Genomic DNA, 18,172 nt, shown 5'->3' on the forward strand with positions numbered 1-18,172 from the left:
CCGAGCCAACGATGTTCCGCGCCGTCATCGTCTTCGCGATCACGGCGGCCTACCCCCTGCTGGTGTTCTTCGGCCTCGGGCATTTCGAGCCGCGTTGGCTGGCCCTGATGCTGGCCGCCCTGGCCGTCGTGCGCGCACTGGGCAGCCGTGACCGTTTCTGGTGGTGGGCCGCCGGCGCTGGCCTGCTGCTGGCCGCCGTGTCGGCGCTCGCCAACGAGGCGCTGCCGCTGAAGCTTTACCCCGTGCTCGTCAATACCGTGCTGTTGACCGTCTTCGGCGCCAGCCTGCGCCACCCGCCCAGCATGATCGAGCGCCTGGCGCGGCTGCGCGAACCGGCGCTCGATGCGCATGGCGTCGCCTACACGCGCCGCGTCACGCAGGTCTGGTGCGCGTTCTTCATCGCCAACGGCGCCATCGCCCTGGGCACCGCGCTGTGGGCGAGCGACAAGACCTGGGCGCTTTACAACGGCCTGATCGCCTATGTGCTGATCGGCGCGCTGATGGGCGGAGAATGGCTGGTCCGGCGCCGCGTGCGTGCGCGCCACGAAACGGCGGCACCATGAGCGGCTTTGAGGATCTGCACCTGCTGCTGGCAGGTTCGCGGCCTGCCGCGCAGGCTGTAGCGAGGTGCGGTGGCGCGGCCATCGACTTCGGCCAGTTCCGCCGTATGGTCGCCGGCTGGCGGGCCGCATTCGCTGCGGCGCCGGGCGAACGCTTCGCCTTGTATTTCGAGGACACCGTCGAGTTCGCCGCCGCCTTGTTCGGCGCCTGGCATGCGGGCAAATGTGCGGTGCTGCCGGGTGATGCGCTGCCGGCGACCGTCGATCGGCTTGTGCGCTATGTCGACGGCTTCGCCGGCGATCTGCCGGCGAGCTGCAAGCCGCTCGCGCCGTTGATGCAGAGCCGCGACACCTTCGCGCCGCTCGATCCGCAGGCCGCACAGCTGGTCGTCTACACCTCGGGCTCCAGTGGCGAGCCGTTGGCCATCGCCAAGCGTCTGGAGCAGTTGTTCAGCGAGGTTCGCGCGCTGGAGCAGGCCTTCGGCGACCGAGTCGGCCCGGACGCCGAAATCCTCGCCACCGTCTCGCACCAACACATCTACGGCCTGCTGTTCCGCGTGCTGTGGCCGCTGGCCGCCGGACGCGTGCTGCACGCCGAGCGGCTCCACTACCTGGAAGACCTGGCCCCGGCCCTGCAAGCCGGTGGCGCCGCGCTGCTGGTCGCCAGCCCTGCGCACCTGAAGCGGGTGCCGCCCGAGTTGCGACCCGATGCGCGGCTGCGCGCGGTGTTCTCGTCCGGCGGTCCGCTGCCCGACGACGCGCCGGCCGCATGCATCGCCCATCTCGGCATGGCGCCGGTCGAGGTCTACGGCAGCAGCGAAACGGGCGGCGTGGCCTGGCGCCAGCGCAGCGGGCCGGACTCCGCGGGCTGGACGCCGCTGCCCGACGTGCAATGGCGCCTGCGGGGCGAGACGCTGGAGATCAGCTCTTCCCATCTCGACACCTCCGACTGGACGGCGACCCAGGATCGCGCCGCGCCCAGCCCCACCGGCTTCACCCTGCTGGGCCGCGCCGACCGCGTGGTCAAGATCGAGGAGAAGCGCGTGTCGCTGGCGGCGATCGAGCAGGCGTTGCTAGTTAGTGGTTTCATCGACGAGCTGCGGGTCGTCGCACTCGCCGGTCCGCGTGAGCAGTTGGGCATCGTCGCCGTGCTCAACGAGGCTGGCTGGGCCGCGCACGACGAGGCCGGCAAGAAGGTCTTCGCCCTGGACCTGCGCGCCCGCCTGCTGCAGCAACTGGATGCGAGTTCGGCGCCGCGCCATTGGCGCTTCGTGTCCGCCTTGCCCAGCAACAGCCAGGGCAAGGCGCAGCAGACCGCGCTGCAGGCACTGTTCGACCCGCGCCGCCCGCAGCCTCGTCTGCTCGAAGCGACGCCCACGCAGGCATCGCTGCGCATCGTCGCCGATGCCGCGCTGCCGCAGTTCGATGGTCATTTCCCGCAGCATCCGGTGCTGCCCGGCGTCGCCCAGCTCGAATGGGCGATCCTGCTCGGCCGCGAGCTGTTCCCCACGCTGCCGCCGACCTTCCTCGCACTGGAAGGGCTGAAGTTCCAGCAGGTGATCACGCCCGGCATGACGGTGACGCTGAACCTCGAGTTCAAGCCCGAGGCCGGCCGCCTCGCCTTCAAGTACAGCTCCGCGCGAGGCCCCCATGCCAGCGGCCGCGTGCTGTTCGGCCCGGCATCATGAAGCTGATCGCCGTTATCCCCGTCTACAACCATGGCGAGGCCGTCGGTGCCGTCGTGCGCGCGATCCGCGGCCATGGCCTGCCGGTGCTGCTGGTCGACGACGGCAGCGAGCCCGGCTGTGCTGCCGTGCTCGACGCGCTGGCACAGGCAGACGAGGGCGTGCAGCTGTGCCGTCTGGCCGTCAACCAGGGCAAGGGCGGCGCCGTGATGGCTGGCCTGCGCGCTGCCGCCGCGCAGGGCTGGACCCACGCCTTGCAGATCGATGCCGACGGCCAGCACGACACGGCGGACGTCCCGAAGTTCGCCGCCGCCGCGGCGGCCGAGCCGGGCTATTTCATCTGCGGCTGCCCGATCTACGACGCCTCCGTGCCCAAGGCGCGGCTCTACGGCCGCTACGCCACGCACGTCTGGGTCTGGATCAACACGCTGTCGATGGCGGTGCGTGACTCGATGTGCGGCTTCCGCGTCTATCCGCTGGACCGCGTCGTGCCGCTGATCGACTCGGTCCACATCGGCCGGCGCATGGACTTCGACGTCGAGGTCGCCGTGCGCCTGGTGTGGCGCGGCGTGCCGGTGCGCAACGTAGCCACTCGGGTGCGCTATCCGGCCGGCGGCGTCTCGCACTTCCGCGCGCTGCAGGACAACCTGCTGATCTCGTGGATGCACACGCGCCTGTTCTTCGGCATGCTGCCGCGTCTGCCGCTGCTGCTGTGGCGCAAGCTGGCATGAAGACCTCGGCCGCGCGCACCCACTGGGCCTCGATGGGCGAGAGCACCTTCGTCGCCGGCATCTGGCTGCTGTTCTGGATTCATCGCCTGAGCGGGCGCTGGCTGTTCCGCATCTGCCTGGCGCCGGTCGTGCTCGGCCACTGGCTCTGCCGGCCCGCGCTGCGTGCGGCCTCGCTGCAATACCTGCGCCGGCTGCAGGCCTCGGAACAGGTGTTCGGCCACGAGCCCGGATGGCGCGAGGGTCTGAAGCACGTGGCGCTGTTCGCCGAGACCATGCTCGACAAACTGCTGGCGATGGCCGGCCGCTACCCGCGCGAGCGCGTCCGGTTCCAGGGCCGCGAGATGATGCTGCGCGCCATCAGCGAGAAGCAGGGTGGCCTGCTCGTCACCGCCCACGTCGGTTGCCTGGAGCTGTGCCGGGCGATGGCCGAGCTGACACCCGGCTTCAGGCTGAACGTGCTGGTCCACACGCGCCATGCCGAGGCCTTCAACGCGATGCTGCGCCGGCTGCACCCGAACGACGCCGTGACCCTGATCGAAGTCACCGAGGTCGGCGTGCCGACGGCGCTGCTGCTGGGCGAGAAGATCGCCGCCGGCGAGTTCGTCGCGATCGCCGGCGACCGCGTGCCGGTGCAGCAGAGCAAGACGGTCAGCGTCGATTTTCTCGGCCACGCTGCGCCGTTCCCGGTCGGCGCCTACGTGCTGGCCAGCCTGCTGAAATGCCCGCTCTACATGCTCGGCTGCGTGCACGAAGCCGGCGGCTATGCCGTGCAGTTCGACATGCTGGCCGAGCGCGTCGTGCTGCCGCGTGCCGACCGCATGGCCGCGCTGCGCGCCCATGCACAGGTCTTTGCCGATGCGCTGACGGCGCAGCTGCGCCGCTCGCCCTACGACTGGTTCAATTTCTTCCCCTTCTGGGATCAGGTCCCCACCGATGAAGTCCACCAACACTGACACCGTGCGCTTCGATGGCGCGCGCCTGCGCATCGAAGACATCGGCGCGCTATCGCGCCGCGAGCGCAGCGCCGAACTGAGTGCCGATCCCGCGTTCCGCCGCCGCATCCAGGCCGGCAGTGACTTCGTCGCCCGGCTGCTGGCCGAGGACGGCGTGATCTACGGCGTCACCACCGGCTACGGCGACTCCTGCACCGTCGTGATCCCGCCCGAACTGGTGCCCGAGCTGCCGCACCACCTCTATGCCTATCACGGCTGTGGCGCCGGCGCCATGCTGTCGCCGGAGCAGACTCGCGCCGTGCTGGCCGCCCGGCTGGCCTCGCTGTCGCAGGGCATGTCCGGCGTCAGCGTCGAGCTGCTCGCCCAGCTCGAAGGCCTGCTGAAGCACGACATCCTGCCGCTGATCCCTTCCGAAGGCTCGGTCGGCGCGAGTGGCGACCTGACCCCGCTGTCCTACGTCGCCGCGGTGCTGTGCGGCGAGCGCGAGGTGCTGATGGCCGGCGTGCAGATGCCGGCCGCCGAGGCGCTGCGCCAGGCCGGCATGACGCCGCTGCGGCTGCGGCCCAAGGAAGGCCTGGCGATCATGAACGGCACCGCCGTGATGACCGCGCTGGCCTGCCTGGCCTTCGAGCGCGCGGAGTACCTGTCCCGGCTGGCGACGCGGCTGACCGCGATGAACGTCGTGGCCAGTGCCGGCAACGCGCATCACTTCGACGCCGTGCTGTTCGCCGCCAAGCCGCATCCGGGTCAGCAGCAGGCCGCCGCGCGCCTGCGCGCCGACCTGGCCAGCGAGCAGCCCAGCCGCAATTCGGAACGCCTGCAGGACCGCTACTCGCTGCGCTGCGCGCCGCACGTGATCGGCGTGCTGGAAGACAGCCTGCCCTTCCTGCGCCAGCTGATCGAGAACGAGCTGAACAGCGCCAACGACAACCCGTTGATCGATCCCGACGGCGAGCGCGTGCTGCATGGCGGCCATTTCTACGGCGGCCACATCGCAATGGCGATGGACACGCTGAAGACCGCCGTCGCCAACATCGCCGACCTGCTGGACCGCCAACTGGCGCTGCTGGTGGACACCCGCTTCAACCACGGCCTGCCCAGCAACCTCAGCGGCGCCACCGGCCCGCGCGCGGCGATCAACCACGGCCTGAAGGCGCTGCAGATCAGCGTCTCCGCCTGGACCGCCGAGGCCTTGAAGCAGACGATGCCGGCCAGCGTGTTCAGCCGCAGCACCGAGTGTCACAACCAGGACAAGGTCAGCATGGGCACGATCGCCGCGCGCGACTGCCTGCGCGTGCTGGAGTTGGTCGAGCAGGTCGGTGCCGCGATGCTCATTGCCGCCCGCCAGGGCGTTGCGCTGCGGCGGCGGATCCAGCCGGACTTGGTGCTCGGCGCGCCGCTGGCCGCGATGCAGGCCGAGCTGGAGGACCGCATCCCGCTGCTGGTCGAGGACCGCGCGCTGGACAAGGAGCTGCAGGCGCTCATCGCGGCGATCCGCGAGCGGAGCTGGAGCCTGTATGAGCAAGCCTGATCTGAGCCATTCGATCGAGCTGTCGCCGGCCTTCCACGACCTCGATCCGATGAATGTCGTCTGGCACGGCAACTACCCGAAGTACCTCGAGATCGCCCGCTGCGCGCTGCTGGCGAAGTTCAACTACGACTACCCGGCGATGCGCGACTCGGGCTATGCCTGGCCCATCGTCGACATGCGGCTCAAGTACGTGCGCAGCGCCGAGTTCAACCAGAAGCTGCTCGTGCGCGCCGAGATCGTCGAATGGGAGAACCGGCTGAAGATCGACTTCGTGATCAGCGATGCGGCCAGCGGCACGGTGCTGACCAAGGCCTACACGATCCAGGTGGCCGTCGACATGGCCAAGGGCGAGATGCTCTACGTCTGCCCGCCGGTGCTGTGGGAGCGGCTCGGGGTGGAGCCGGCATGAAGCGACGCGCGATCCTTCTGCTGACGGCGGCGCTGGGCCTCGCCGGTTCCGCGCATGCCGCGACGGACCTGGCCGCAGCGATCAAGCAGCGCCTGGTCCAGGCGCCGGTGCTGCGCGGCGAGTTCGAGCAGAGCAAGCAGGTGCAGGGCTTCGCCAAGCCGTTGGTCTCGCGCGGCAGCTTCGTCGTCGCGCGCCAGCGCGGCGTGCTGTGGCTGACGAAGACGCCGTTCGCCTCGCAGTTGCGGCTGACGCGCGACGAGATCGTCGCCACGCAGAACGGCGCGGTCGCCTTCCGCCTGGACGCCGGCAAGGAACCCTCGGTGCGCGTGATCAACGGCCTGATGTTCTCGCTGCTGAACGGTGACCTGGGTGGCCTCAGCGAGCTGTTCAAGCTCGAAGGCACGGCCGATGCCGGCAACAAAGGCTGGCAACTGGCTCTGACGCCCCGGCAGAGCGCCCTGGCCAAGCTGATGACCTCGATCGAACTCAGCGGCGACAGCTATGTGCGCAGCATCCGCATCGACGAGGCCAATGGCGACCGGACCGTGATCCGCTTCAGCGGCCAGACCAGCGAGCCGGCTAAGCTCAGTGCTGAAGAGGCGGGTCGGTTTGACCAGTAGTCGCCTGTTTCGCGTGCGAGCCTGGGGCTGGCTGGTCGTCGTCCTGGCGCTTGCCATCCACGTCGGGTGGCTGCTGCTGGGCAACCGCCTGCAGCTGGACACCGATGTGCTCGCGATGCTGCCGCAGGACGAGCGCCAGCCGGCCGTCCAGCAGGCCACCCGCGCGCTGGCCGACGCGGCGGCACGCCGCGTCGTCGTGCTGGTCGGCGGCGCCGACTGGGCCGCCGCACGTCGCGGCGCGGACGCCTATGCGGCCGAGTTGAAGAAGAGCGCTGCGCCGGTGACGCTCCGCTACGAGGTCGGCGACGAGGCCGCCGGCCAGTTCCTTGATTTCTACGGACCCTATCGGGCGCAGCTGCTGACGTCGGTCCAGCGCCAACAGCTGGAGACGCAGCCCGCCGCCGCGCTGGCGCAGCAGGCGGTCGAGCAGCTGTACCGACCGGTCGGCATGCCGCGCATCGGCAGCTTTGCCGAAGACCCGCTGAACCTGTTCGGCGGCTGGCTCGGCGAGCGCGCGGCCGACAGCAAGGTTCGCGTCACCGAGGGCCGCCTGTCCGTCACCGACGCCGGCGGCAAGGCCTACGCCGTGTTGCTGCTCGAGCTGCAGGACTCCGCCTTCTCGATGGCCGCGCAGCAGGCGCTGGTGCCGGTGTTGGAGCGCGCGCGTGCATCGGCACTCGCTGCGGTGCCGGGTCTTGTCGTCTTGAATGCCGGCATCCCGCTGCATGCGGCGGCGGCGGCCTCGCAGGCCGAGCGCGAGATCCACACGATCGGCCTCGGCTCGCTGGCCGGCATCGTCGTGCTGACCCTGTTCGCATTCAACGCGATCCGTCCGCGGCTGCTGGTGACACTGTCGATCGGCATCGGCCTGCTGGCCGCGGTCTCGGTCAGTAGCCTGCTGTTCGGCAAGCTGCACATGATCACGCTGGTGTTCGGCGCCAGTCTCGTCGGCGTGGCCGAGAACTACGGCAGCAACTACTTTTCCAGCCGCGCGGGCCGGCCCTTCGGCGAGCGCTTCGCGATGCTGGCCGAGCAGGCGCCGGTGATGTGGCTGGCGATGCTGACCACCGCGATCGGCTATGCGCTGCTGGCGCTGACGCCGTTCCCCGGCCTGCGGCAGATCGCGGTGTTCTCGGTCGTCGGCCTGCTGGCGGCCTTCATCACGACCCTGTGGTGGTTCCCGGTACTGGATGCCGGCGAGATGCCCTTCACCCGCTTCTCGCGCTGGCTCGGCTCGCGTCGTGCGCTGTGGCCGGCGCTCGGCCGCAACCACTTCACGCTCGTTGCCGCGTTACTGCTCATCGCGGTGCTCGCGGCAGGTGCCGTGCGGCTCCACGCCGACGACGACATCCGATCGCTGCAGAACTCGCCGCCGGAACTGATCGCGCAGCAGCGCGCGGTCGGCGCGCTGATGGACATGGCCAGCCCGGCGCAGTTCTACCTCGTGCGCGGCGACACCGAGGAGCAGGTGCTGCAGCGCGAGGAAGCGCTGAAGGCGGCCGTCGCCCTGGCGGGAGGCCAGGCGCAGGCGGTGTCCGATTGGCTGCCCTCGCAGGCGCAACAGCAGCGCGACGCGGCGCTCATCGGCCGTGCCGATGCTGCTGTGCTGGTGGCGGCCCGCACCCTGCTCGACGAACCGCTGGCGGTGCCGGCGCCGCGCGAGTTCAAGCCGCTGCTGCCGGCCGACTGGCTGGCCGCACCGGCCTCGGAGCCGCTGCGCCACCAGTGGCTGGGGCGCTTCGGCGATGCGGGCTATGCCAGCGTCGTGATGCTGCGCGGTGTCACCGATCTTGCGGCGCTGCCGCGGTTTGCCGCCGTGGCGCTGCCGGGCGTGCAGTGGGTGGACAAGGTCGGCGAGGTCTCCGCGGTGATGGCGCGCACGCGCACGCTGATGGCCTGGGTGATCGCCGTCAGCTATGCGCTGGTGTTTGCCGCGCTGTGCTGGCGTTTCGGCCGTCGGGCCTGGCGCGCCCTGGCGCCGACCTTGATCGCCAGCGCGCTGGCGCTCGCGCTGCCTGCGCTGGCCGGCCAGCCGCTGCAGCTGTTCAACGTGCTGGCGCTGCTGCTGATCCTCGGCATGGGCGTGGACTACGGCATCTTCATGCTGGAGCAGCACGCGCGCGACGCCATTCGCCCCTTCCTGTCGGTCAGCCTTGCCGCGGCCTCGACCTTGCTGGCCTTCGGCCTGCTGGCGCTGTCGGCCACGCCGGCGCTGCGTGCCTTCGGTCTGACGATGCTGCTGGGCATCGGCCTGGCCTGGGCGCTGACCCCCATTTTCGTGAAAGAAAGAGATGCACATGCGAACCGAAAAGACTGACATCGTCATCATCGGCGCCGGCCCCGCGGGCGCCGTTGCCGCAGGGCTGCTGCGCAAGCAGGGTCGGCAGGTGCTGGTGATCGAGCAGCAGCAGTTCCCGCGCTTCTCGATCGGCGAGAGCCTGCTGCCGCAGTCGATGGCCTACATCGAGGAGGCGGGCTTCCTGCAGGACGTGGTCGAGGCCGGCTTCCAGTACAAGAACGGCGCGGCCTTCCGCCGCGGCGACAAGCGCACGGCCTTCGACTTCCGCGACAAGTTCTCGGCCGGCTGGGGCACGACCTACCAGGTCCAGCGTGCCAGCTTCGATCATGTGCTGATCAAGGCCGCCGAGAAGGCCGGCGCCGAAGTGCGCTTCACGCACAAGGTCGAGGCGGTCGACGTGGCCGGCGAGCGCCCGCGCCTCACCGTCAAGTCACCGGATGGTGAAATCTACGAGATCGAGGCTGGTTTCCTGCTGGACGCCAGCGGTTTCGGCCGCGTGCTGCCACGGCTGCTGGACCTGGAGACGCCGTCCGGCTTTCCGCTGCGCAGCGCCTTCTTCACGCATGTGGAGGACCGCATCACCGACCCGGACTTCGACCGCAACAAGATCCTCGTCAGCGTGCATCCGGAGCATGTGGATGTCTGGTTCTGGACGATCCCGTTCTCGAATGGCCGTTGCTCGCAGGGCGTCGTCGCGCGCGCCGAGTTCTTCGAGCGCTTCCCGGGCGACGAGACGGCCAAGCTGCGCGCGATCATCGGCGAGACGCCGACGCTGAGCCACCTGCTGAAGGACGCCGTCTGGGACACGCCGGCCCGCACGCTCACCGGCTACGCGGCCAACGTCAAGTCGCTGTGGGGCCGCAACTTCGCGCTCTTGGGCAATGCCGGCGAGTTTCTCGACCCGGTCTTCTCCAGCGGGGTGACGATCGCCGTCAAGTCCGCGAGCCTGGCCGCTGCCTGCATCGGGCGCGAAGCCGCCGGCGAGTCGGTGGACTGGCAGGCCGACTACGCCACGCCGCTGAAGGCCGGTGTCGATGCCTTCCGCGCTTTCGTCGAGAGCTGGTACCGCGGCGGCTTCCAGGACGTGATCTTTCATCCGCAGCCGTCCGACGACGTGCGCCGGATGATCTCGGCCATCCTCGCCGGCTATGCCTGGGACTTGAAGAATCCCTATGTGGCCCAGCCGGCGCGGCTGTCGACGCTGGAGCAGCTGTGCGCCGTCGCGAGCTGATCGCCCTGGTGCCGGCCCTGGGCCTGGCCGCCTGCGCGCACACGGTGCGCCCGCCGGCGCTGCAGTTGCCGGCGCTGAAGCTCGCGCCGGCCAGCCTGGGCGCCAGCCTGAGCCTGGCGCAGCGCCTGACGGTGCGCGAGCTGCCAAGCGGCGCTGGTGAAACCGCCGCCGAGCATTCCATCGATGTGCAACTGCAGATCGATGCGCAGGCCCTGCGCCTCGCCGCCTTCGCGCTGAACCAGCGGGTGATGACGATCGTCTGGGACGGCCGCGAGCTGCAGGTGCAGCGCCATCCGATGCTGCCGGCCGAGGTCGATGCCGCGCGCGTGCTGCGCGACATCCAGCTCTGCTACTGGCCGCTTGATGCCGTGCGCGGGGCGCTGCCCGAGGGCTGGACGCTGGATGACGAGCGCTCGCGCCGCGTGCTGAGCCATGAAGGCAGTCCTCAGGTCGTCATCGACTATGGTGCCGATCCACATTGGCAGGGGCGCGCCGAGTTGGACAATCGCGCCGAAGGCTACCGCCTGAGCATCGAATCGACGACGACCGAATGAGTCTTCCCGCCCACCTGAACGCACTGGGTCTGGTCTGCGCCTTGGGGCAGGGCCAGGACGAAGTGCGCGCCGGCCTGTTCGCCGAAGACGCGCCGCGTGGCGTCGCGCCGGTGGCGGAGCTGCTACCGGGCCGCACGCTGCATCTGGGCGCCGTGCGCACGCCGCTGCCCGACACCGCCACGCTGCCGCTGCACCGGCGCAGCCGCAACAACGCGCTGCTGCTGGCCGCGCTGGCGCAGATCCGCCCGCAGGTCGATGCGGCGATCGAACGGCACGGTCGTGCCCGCATCGGCGTCGTGCTGGGCACCAGCACCTCCGGCATCGGCGAAAGCGAACTGGCGCTTGCCGCGCTGGCACGTGAGGGCGCGCTACCCGCCGGCTTCGATCCGCGCCAGCAGGAGATCGGCTCGCCGGCACTGATGCTGGCCGAGCTGCTGGAACTCGGCGGCCCGGCCTATGTGATCTCGACCGCCTGTTCGTCCAGCGCCAAGGCGATGGCCAGCGCCGCGCGCCTGCTGGCCACGGACACCTGCGATGCGGTGCTGTGCGGCGGTGCCGATTCGCTGTGCGCCTTCACCGTCGCCGGCTTCGCGGCGCTGGAATCGGTGGCCGAGCAGCGCTGCAACCCGATGAGCGAGGCGCGCTGCGGCATCAATATCGGCGAGGCCGCCGCGCTGTTCCTGATGACCCGCGACGGCGGCCCCGCGCGCCTGGCGGGCTGGGGCGAGAGTTCGGACGCGCACCACATCTCCGCGCCCAACCCCACGGGTGCCGGCGCGCTGGCCGCGATGCGCGAGGCGCTGCAGCGCGCTGGCCTCGAACCTGCCGATATCGACTACCTGAACCTGCACGGCACCGCCACGCCACAGAACGACGCGATGGAAAGCCGTGCGGTGGCCGAGCTGTTCGGCACCGCGCTGCCCTGCAGCTCGACGAAGCCGCTGACCGGCCACACGCTCGGCGCGGCCGGTGCACTGGAGGCCGCGATTGCCTGGCTGAGCCTGGTCGACAACCCCGAGGGCCGGCTGCCCGCGCACTGGTTCGATGGCCGGCGCGATGCGGCGCTTCCGCCGATCGCCCTGGCTTCACCGGGCCAGCGGCTGGGCCGCCCGCTGCGCGCCGTGCTCAGCAATTCCTTCGCCTTCGGCGGCAGCAATGCCGCCCTCGTGCTGAGTGCCGCGCCATGAGCCCGCGCTGGACGATCGAGGAACTGGTGCCGCACGCGGGACGCATGAGCCTGCTGGGCGGGCTTGTCGGTACCGAAGGCGACGCGCTGGAAGCCGAGCTGACGATTGCGCCCGACGACCTGTTCTTCGATGCGCTGGGGCCGGGCAGTGGCGTGGGCGGCTGGGTCGGCATCGAATACATGGCGCAGGCCGTGGCCGCCTGGGCCGGCGCCCAGGCGCGGGCCGCGGGCGGTGGCCCGAAGATCGGCTTTCTGCTGGGCAGCCGTCGCTACCAGTGCAGCCGCAGCGCCTTCCGCGCCGGCGAGCGGCTGCGGATCCGCGTGCGGCGCGAGTTTCAGGCCGACAACGGCCTGGGCCAGTTCGACTGCGCGATCGAGATTGCCGGCGAGACGGTGGCGACCGCGCAGCTGACAGTGTTCGGCCCCGAGGATCCGGCCGCCTTCCTGAACAACGAGAGTGGACGACAAGATGAATGACAAGACCGTGCTGGTGACCGGCTCCAGCCGCGGCATCGGCCGCGGCGTGGCGCTGCGGCTGGCGCGCCAGGGCTACGACGTGGTGGTGCACTGCCGCGGCCAGCGCGAGCAGGCCGAGGCCGTGGCCGTCGAGATCCGCGCGATGGGGCGCGAATCGCGTGTGCTGCAGTTCGACGTGGCCGACCGCGAGGCAGCCTCGGCCGCGTTGCTGGCCGATGTGGAGACGCATGGCTGCTACTACGGCGTCGTCTGCAACGCCGGCATCGCGCGCGACGGCGCCTTTCCGGCGCTGTCCGGCGAGGACTGGGACGCCGTGATCCACACCAATCTCGACGCCTTCTACAACGTCCTGAATCCGCTCACCATGCCGCTGGTGCGGCGGCGCAAGCCGGGGCGGATCGTGACCCTGTCCTCCGTGTCGGGCCTGATGGGCAACCGGGGTCAGGTCAACTACAGTGCCGCCAAGGCCGGCATCATCGGCGCAAGCAAGGCGCTGGCCGTCGAGCTTGCCAGCCGCGGCATCACGGTGAACTGCGTTGCGCCGGGCTTGATCGACACGGAGATGGTGGACGGCCAGGTGCTCGAGGAAGCCTTGAAGATGATCCCGGCCAAGCGCGTGGGTACGGTGGAAGAAGTGGCCGCACTGGTCGCCTTCCTGATGAGTGAAGACGCTGCCTACATCACGCGGCAGGTGATTTCGGTGAATGGAGGAATGGTCGGATGAGCAGGCGAGTTGTCGTCACGGGCGTGGGCGCCATCAGCCCCTTGGGCCACGACTGGGCCACGGTCGAGACGAACCTGAGGAGCGGTCGCAATGCCGTGCAGCGCATCGAGCCCTGGGCCGGCTACGACGGCCTGAACACCCAGGTCGGTGCCCCGGCCCTGCCTTTCGAGCTGCCCGCCGCCCGCTACAACCGCAAGAGCACACGCAGCATGGGCCGGGTCGCGCTGATGGCCACGCGCGTCAGCGAGCTGGCGCTGGAAGATGCCGGCCTGCTGGGCGATCCGCTGGTGAAGAGCGGCCAGATGGGCATCAGCTACGGCTCGTCCTCCGGCACGCCCAGCGCCATCGGCGACTTCGGCCGCATGATGGCCGACAAGAGCACCGAGGGCATCAACGCCACCACCTACATCAAGATGATGGCCCACACGGCAGCCGTCAACATCGGCGTGTTCCTGGGCCTCACCGGCCGCATCATCACGACGACCAGCGCCTGCACGTCCGGCAGCCAGGGCATCGGCTACGCCTTCGAGGCGATCCAGTCGGGCCGGCAACTCGCGATGCTGGCCGGCGGCGCCGAGGAACTGGACGCCACGCAGGCAGCGGTCTTCGACACCCTGTTCGCCACCAGCGTGAAGTACAACGCCACGCCCGAGCTGACGCCGCGGCCCTTCGATACCGCCCGCGACGGCCTGGTGCTGGGCGAGGGCGCCTGCACGCTGGTGCTGGAGGAGTATGAGCACGCCAAGGCGCGCGGCGCCCGCATCTACGCCGAGATCGTCGGCTACGGCACCAATAGCGACGGCGCGCACGTCACCCATCCGCAGGCCGAGACGATGGCGCAGGCGATCCGCCTGTCCATGGCCGATGCCGGGCTGCAGCCGGCGGACATCCCCTACGTCAACGCGCACGGCACGGCCACCGAGCAGGGCGACGTGGCTGAGTCGCAGGCGACGAACTGCGTTTTCGGCCCGCAGGTCGCGATCTCCTCGCTGAAGAGCTACATGGGCCACACGCTCGGTGCCTGCGGCGCGCTGGAGGCCTGGATGACGATCGAGATGATGAACCGCGGCTGGTTCGCGCCGACGCTGAACCTCGCGCAGGTGGACGAGCGCTGCGGCGAGCTGGACTACCTGACCGGCGCGGGCCGCGATCTGCAGACCGAGTTTGTGATGAGCAACAACTTCGCGTTCGGCGGGATCAACACCTCGTTGATCTTCAAGCGTGTTTGACCCGGGAGAAGTACAGATGACGAAGAAGCCCCTTCCGTTTGCCCTTGCGGCGGCCCTTTGCCTGGCTTGCGGCGCAGTGGCCGCGGCCGAACCGGAAACGGCGGAGCCTGCAACGCCAGCGGCCTCTGCCAGCGGCGACGAAGCCCAAGCCGCCGCGGCGCTGGCGAAGGACCGTGCCGAGGCCGAGGCGGCACTCGCCGCCGCCCCGTCCGCCGAGCGCGACCTGTGCCTGGTTCGCGGCAAGCCGGCGGGCGATGCCCGCTACCAGGTGATCAAGAAGCTGAAGGTGGCGCGCCAGACCTACGGCTCGGTCACCCTGGTGCTGCCCGAACTGGCCAAGGAGGCCCGTGCCGCCGGCGCCGACCTGATCGTCGAGTACAACGGCTCCCAGCGCTTCGGCTTCTTCCCCTGGCGGCTGGTGCGCCCGGTAGCGACGGGCACGGCCGTGCGCTGGCTCGGCACCCAGCCCGTCGATTGCGCCGCGCTGGGTGGCAATACCGTGGCCGAGGTCATCAGCACCAACAAGGAACCGGGCAAGTGAGTTCCCGTCCTAACTCGAAAGGAATCCTGAACATGCAACGTCTTCCCATCGCATTGGCCCTCGCCCTGGCAAGCCTGGCGCCGCTGGCCCAGGCCCGCGACACCATCGTCGACATCCCGCTGGCCGACGTGCTGGCCATGCCCGAGGCACAAAGCGAGCTGGACGGTTCGGTCAAGTTCTACCTCGCCGGCGCGGCGACGCCCCACGTCGCCAAGCGCCTGGGCAGCGATGTGTCGAACCCCAAGACCAACGGCTTCAACAAGAGCGACGAGTTCGGCTGCAAGTGGGCGGCCCTGTCGGCGCTGAAGGCTTTCCAGGCCAAGGCCAAGTCCAAGGGCGCCAATGCCGTGGTCGACCTGGTCAGCTACTACAAGCGCAACGAGACGCGCAGCGACACGACGATCCAGTGCCATGCGGGCGCCTTCGTCATCGGCCTGGCGCTGAAGGGTGAGTACGCCGTCGTCAAGTGAGTGGCATGTCAGCAAGGAGAGGCACGACATGAACAAGAGCAAGAAGATCCTGCTTGCCGCGGCACTGGTGCTGGCCGCGGCGGGAGCCCACGCAGTGCGCGGCTCGGTGCCGCTGGTCGAGCGGCCGCGCGTCGAGCTGCTCGCCAATGATGGCAAGGCTGGCGCTGCCGAGCGCGTGCGCGCGGCTGTCGTCCAGGGCAGCCAGATCCATCACTGGACGGTGCAGGACGAGCAGCCGGGTGAGCTGACGCTGCGTCAGCAGCGGGGTGCGATCGAACTGCTGGTCAAGGTTCGCTATGACGCGCTGGGCTACCAGGTCCAGTACGTTTCCAGCACCGGCCTGTACTACGAACAGACGGCCGACGGCGGTGCCAAGATCCATCCGACCTACAACAACTGGATGAAGAACCTGGACTCCGCGATCGCGACGGTGCTTCCCTCCATTCCCTGAGAAGCCGCGGTGGACGGGGTCGCGCTGCGACTGGCGCACGGCGACACACTGTCCTGGCAGCCGGATGTCAGCTGGTTGGCCGTTGGCGAGCGTGCACGGCTGGCAAGCCTGGGCAGCGATCGTCGCCGCCAGGATTTCCTGGCCGGCCGCTGGCTGTTGCGGCTGACCCTGTCTGAATGTGCCGGCAGCGGGCCGGACGAGCAGCGGGTGGACATCGATGCCGATGGCCGCACCCTGTGCGAGCCGGGCCTGTTCGCCAATCTTTCGCACAGCGGCGATTGGCTGGCCTGCGCGGTGGCCGACACGCCGGTGGGCGTCGACATCGAGCGGGCGGACCGACCCCGCGGGGATCTCGCCGGCCTGGCGGCGATGGTGCATGGTCCGACGCCGTGCGCGGAACTGGCGGGTGTAGCCGAGCCACAGCGGCTGCGCCGCTTCTACGAGCTGTGGACCTTGAAGGAGGCCGCGCTGAAGCGTGCCGGCCTGGGCCTGGACTTCGCGCGGATGCGGGCGATGGAGTTCAGACCTGACCCCACAGGCGATGCGCTGAGTCTCGTGCACGAGGAAGCCGGGTTGGTGCTGGCCGTGCTTGCCGCGCCGGAAATGAAAACGCCGGCCCTGCCGGCCGGCGTCCGTCTCGTCGAGCGCTTGCGCCTCGTCGAAAAAAGCGGTCCTCAGTCCACGCCGAAGTCGAAGTAGCTGTTCGCTGCCTGGGCGAAGAAGCCGGCCACGCGCACTTCCTGCGTGTACAGCACCAGCGCGTACTCGCCGCTGGACAGCGCCTTCTCCGGTGCGATCTTGTAGAGCACGAAGCCGTCGCGGGCACGCGACTGGTCCGACAGCTGCTCGGACTTGATCGGCACGACGCGGTCCTTGTTGATGCCGCTGGAGTAGCTCATGTAGCCGCCGCCAGTGGACACCTCGCGGGTGTCGTTCTTGCGGACGGCGAAATTGGCCAGGGTCAGGTAGCCGGGCACCTGGGCGTTCTTAGGCACGCTGACGATGAAGGCGACGCCGTCGGCGGGCAGGCGGCGCGCGGCCTTCGAGCCCTGCAAGGTCGCGTAGCTGGCCATGCCGCCGAAGCCCAGCGCGCGGGCGGCCATGCGGCTCTGCGCCACGATGTACTGCATCGGGGTTTCCTGGCCGTTGACGACCAGCTGGACTTCCTCGGGATTCAGGCCACCGGCCGCAGCAGCCGCCGGGGTCGCGGTTGAACCGCCGCCACTGGTGCGGGCCGGGGCTGCAGCCGCGGCCGCGGCCTTGGGGTTCAGCACCGCCTGAAGCACCGCCGCGCTGGCGCCCTTGTCCTTCAGCTTGATCAACGCATCGGCCGAGGTGTCGAACTTGGTGCTGCTGGCGCTGGTGATCGACTGGATGATCACCGACTCCGGCATGCCGGCGTCCAGCAGCTTCAGCACGTCGTTGTTGGTCAAGGTGGCGGCGGATGCAGTCGGCGCGGCCAGGCCGAGCAGACCCGCGGCGACGAGCGATTTCTTCTTCATGAGACCCTCTCTTGCTATGGATTCTTGTGATCCGCCATCTTAGAGAGGGCCATCCCACCGCCGCTGGGGCAGGCGTGCAGAAATCCGCAATCTGTAGGAACGCCTAAGATTCATGGCTGTTGTCCTTGTCTGTTCCCGATGTCAAAAAACCTTCCGATCACCCGCAGCCACGGCCTCGAAGCCATCGAGCTCGTCTCCCCTGACGGCGCTCGCGCCACGATCGCGTTGCACGGCGCGCAGGTCCTGTCCTGGATTCCCGCCGGCGGCGCGGAGCAGCTCTACCTGTCGCCGAAGTCGGAGTTCTCCAACGGCCATGCAATCCGCGGCGGCGTGCCGGTCTGCTTCCCGCAGTTCGCAGAGCGTGGTCCGCTGAAGAAGCACGGCTTCGCCCGCACGAAGCCGTGGACGCTGGTCAGTGCCGAGCAGGGTGAGCACGATGCGCTGGCGGTGCTGCGCCTCGCCGACGATCCGGCCAGCCGCATGGTCTGGCCCCATGCCTTCGAGGCCGAGCTGAGCGTGCTGGTGCACGGCCGCAGCCTGCAGATCGAGCTGGCGGTCGAGAACCGCGGCGAGGCCGGGGCCGAGGCTTTCGAGTTCACGACGGCGTTGCACAGCTACTTCGCCATCAATGACATCGACGAGGCCAGCGTCGACGGGCTGTCGGGCCTGAACTACCTGGACTCGGTGGACCAGACCGAGAAGGCGCAGCGCGTGAGCCTGCTGCTGCCCTCCGGCGAGCTGGACCGCATCTACCTCAATGCGAAGCAAGACCTGACCCTGAAGGAACAGGGCATCAGCACGCAGCGCGAGCTGCAGATTTCGCAGCAGGGCTTCGAGGACGTCGTGGTCTGGAACCCCGGCGCCGAACGCGCTGCCTCGCTGGCCGACCTGCCGGATGGCGACTGGCGCAAGTACCTCTGCGTCGAGGCGGCGACCGTCGGCCGCCCGGTGCGTCTGGAGCCGGGCGAGAGCTGGGTCGGCATGCAGAGCCTGGTGCTCGCCTGACATGACTTAAGCTG

At 69.5% G+C, this 18,172-nt stretch carries 20 protein-coding genes; 19 read left to right on the forward strand and 1 reads right to left on the reverse strand.

Going from position 1 to position 18,172, the window contains the following annotated elements; genetic code table 11:
* Nucleotides 1-11 precede the first annotated feature (11 nt).
* From SNE35_RS10940 to SNE35_RS11025, 18 genes are read left to right on the forward strand one after another with little or no spacing between them, the layout of a single operon-like run.
* On the forward strand, nucleotides 12-563 hold the full coding sequence (locus SNE35_RS10940; protein WP_320422931.1) for a COG4648 family protein: 552 nt from the start codon (nucleotides 12-14) through the stop codon (nucleotides 561-563).
* Complete coding sequence (locus tag SNE35_RS10945) at nucleotides 560-2,248, forward strand: ApeI family dehydratase (protein ID WP_320422932.1); 1,689 nt, start codon at nucleotides 560-562, stop codon at nucleotides 2,246-2,248. The genes SNE35_RS10940 and SNE35_RS10945 overlap by 4 nt, the downstream gene beginning before the upstream one ends.
* Nucleotides 2,245-2,976, forward strand: coding sequence for a glycosyltransferase family 2 protein (locus SNE35_RS10950; protein ID WP_320422933.1), 732 nt, complete (start codon nucleotides 2,245-2,247; stop codon nucleotides 2,974-2,976). The genes SNE35_RS10945 and SNE35_RS10950 overlap by 4 nt, the downstream gene beginning before the upstream one ends.
* Nucleotides 2,973-3,929, forward strand: a complete 957-nt coding sequence (locus SNE35_RS10955; protein ID WP_320422934.1) for a lysophospholipid acyltransferase family protein — start codon at nucleotides 2,973-2,975, stop codon at nucleotides 3,927-3,929. The genes SNE35_RS10950 and SNE35_RS10955 overlap by 4 nt, the downstream gene beginning before the upstream one ends.
* Complete coding sequence (locus SNE35_RS10960) at nucleotides 3,910-5,460, forward strand: HAL/PAL/TAL family ammonia-lyase (RefSeq protein WP_320422935.1); 1,551 nt, start codon at nucleotides 3,910-3,912, stop codon at nucleotides 5,458-5,460. Before SNE35_RS10955 ends, SNE35_RS10960 begins: the two co-directional genes overlap by 20 nt.
* Nucleotides 5,447-5,869: an acyl-CoA thioesterase gene (locus tag SNE35_RS10965; protein WP_320422936.1), complete on the forward strand. Its 423-nt coding sequence runs from the start codon at nucleotides 5,447-5,449 to the stop codon at nucleotides 5,867-5,869. The genes SNE35_RS10960 and SNE35_RS10965 overlap by 14 nt, the downstream gene beginning before the upstream one ends.
* Nucleotides 5,866-6,489, forward strand: a complete 624-nt coding sequence (locus SNE35_RS10970; protein ID WP_320422937.1) for an outer membrane lipoprotein carrier protein LolA — start codon at nucleotides 5,866-5,868, stop codon at nucleotides 6,487-6,489. The genes SNE35_RS10965 and SNE35_RS10970 overlap by 4 nt, the downstream gene beginning before the upstream one ends.
* A complete protein-coding gene (locus SNE35_RS10975; RefSeq protein ID WP_320422938.1) occupies nucleotides 6,479-8,806 on the forward strand; it encodes an MMPL family transporter in 2,328 nt (775 codons plus the stop codon). The genes SNE35_RS10970 and SNE35_RS10975 overlap by 11 nt, the downstream gene beginning before the upstream one ends.
* Nucleotides 8,787-10,019, forward strand: coding sequence for an NAD(P)/FAD-dependent oxidoreductase (locus SNE35_RS10980; RefSeq protein ID WP_320422939.1), 1,233 nt, complete (start codon nucleotides 8,787-8,789; stop codon nucleotides 10,017-10,019). Before SNE35_RS10975 ends, SNE35_RS10980 begins: the two co-directional genes overlap by 20 nt.
* A complete protein-coding gene (locus tag SNE35_RS10985; protein WP_320422940.1) occupies nucleotides 10,001-10,573 on the forward strand; it encodes a DUF3261 domain-containing protein in 573 nt (190 codons plus the stop codon). The genes SNE35_RS10980 and SNE35_RS10985 overlap by 19 nt, the downstream gene beginning before the upstream one ends.
* The gene (locus tag SNE35_RS10990) at nucleotides 10,570-11,760 is read left to right on the forward strand and encodes a beta-ketoacyl-ACP synthase (RefSeq protein WP_320422941.1); all 1,191 of its coding nucleotides are present in this window, start codon (nucleotides 10,570-10,572) and stop codon (nucleotides 11,758-11,760) included. Before SNE35_RS10985 ends, SNE35_RS10990 begins: the two co-directional genes overlap by 4 nt.
* Nucleotides 11,757-12,236 (forward strand): hotdog family protein, encoded by a 480-nt coding sequence (locus tag SNE35_RS10995; protein ID WP_320422942.1) that lies wholly within the window; start codon nucleotides 11,757-11,759, stop codon nucleotides 12,234-12,236. Before SNE35_RS10990 ends, SNE35_RS10995 begins: the two co-directional genes overlap by 4 nt.
* Nucleotides 12,229-12,960 carry a 3-oxoacyl-ACP reductase FabG gene (gene fabG, locus SNE35_RS11000; protein ID WP_320422943.1) on the forward strand — a complete coding sequence of 244 codons (732 nt, stop codon included), beginning with the start codon at nucleotides 12,229-12,231 and terminating at the stop codon, nucleotides 12,958-12,960. Before SNE35_RS10995 ends, fabG begins: the two co-directional genes overlap by 8 nt.
* Nucleotides 12,957-14,189: a beta-ketoacyl-ACP synthase gene (locus tag SNE35_RS11005; RefSeq protein WP_320422944.1), complete on the forward strand. Its 1,233-nt coding sequence runs from the start codon at nucleotides 12,957-12,959 to the stop codon at nucleotides 14,187-14,189. The genes fabG and SNE35_RS11005 overlap by 4 nt, the downstream gene beginning before the upstream one ends.
* A 16-nt stretch (nucleotides 14,190-14,205) precedes the next feature.
* Nucleotides 14,206-14,730, forward strand: a complete 525-nt coding sequence (locus SNE35_RS11010; protein ID WP_320422945.1) for a hypothetical protein — start codon at nucleotides 14,206-14,208, stop codon at nucleotides 14,728-14,730.
* A 32-nt stretch (nucleotides 14,731-14,762) separates the two neighbouring features.
* Nucleotides 14,763-15,200 (forward strand): excinuclease ATPase subunit, encoded by a 438-nt coding sequence (locus SNE35_RS11015; RefSeq protein ID WP_320422946.1) that lies wholly within the window; start codon nucleotides 14,763-14,765, stop codon nucleotides 15,198-15,200.
* Between the two features lie 28 nt (nucleotides 15,201-15,228).
* Nucleotides 15,229-15,651 (forward strand): hypothetical protein, encoded by a 423-nt coding sequence (locus SNE35_RS11020; protein ID WP_320422947.1) that lies wholly within the window; start codon nucleotides 15,229-15,231, stop codon nucleotides 15,649-15,651.
* A gap of 9 nt (nucleotides 15,652-15,660) precedes the next feature.
* Nucleotides 15,661-16,350: a 4'-phosphopantetheinyl transferase family protein gene (locus tag SNE35_RS11025; protein WP_320422948.1), complete on the forward strand. Its 690-nt coding sequence runs from the start codon at nucleotides 15,661-15,663 to the stop codon at nucleotides 16,348-16,350.
* Here the strand turns inward: SNE35_RS11025 and SNE35_RS11030 are convergent.
* Entirely contained in the window at nucleotides 16,326-17,153 is an 828-nt protein-coding gene (locus SNE35_RS11030; RefSeq protein WP_320422949.1) for a hypothetical protein, read from the reverse strand. The two genes, SNE35_RS11025 and SNE35_RS11030, sit on opposite strands and share 25 nt — an antisense overlap.
* Before the next feature lie 138 nt (nucleotides 17,154-17,291).
* Between SNE35_RS11030 and SNE35_RS11035 the strand changes: the two genes are divergently transcribed.
* On the forward strand, nucleotides 17,292-18,158 hold the full coding sequence (locus tag SNE35_RS11035) for a D-hexose-6-phosphate mutarotase (RefSeq protein ID WP_320422950.1): 867 nt from the start codon (nucleotides 17,292-17,294) through the stop codon (nucleotides 18,156-18,158).
* Nucleotides 18,159-18,172 lie beyond the last annotated feature (14 nt).

Source organism: Roseateles agri, from assembly GCF_034043675.1.
GTDB lineage: Bacteria > Pseudomonadota > Gammaproteobacteria > Burkholderiales > Burkholderiaceae_C > KK5.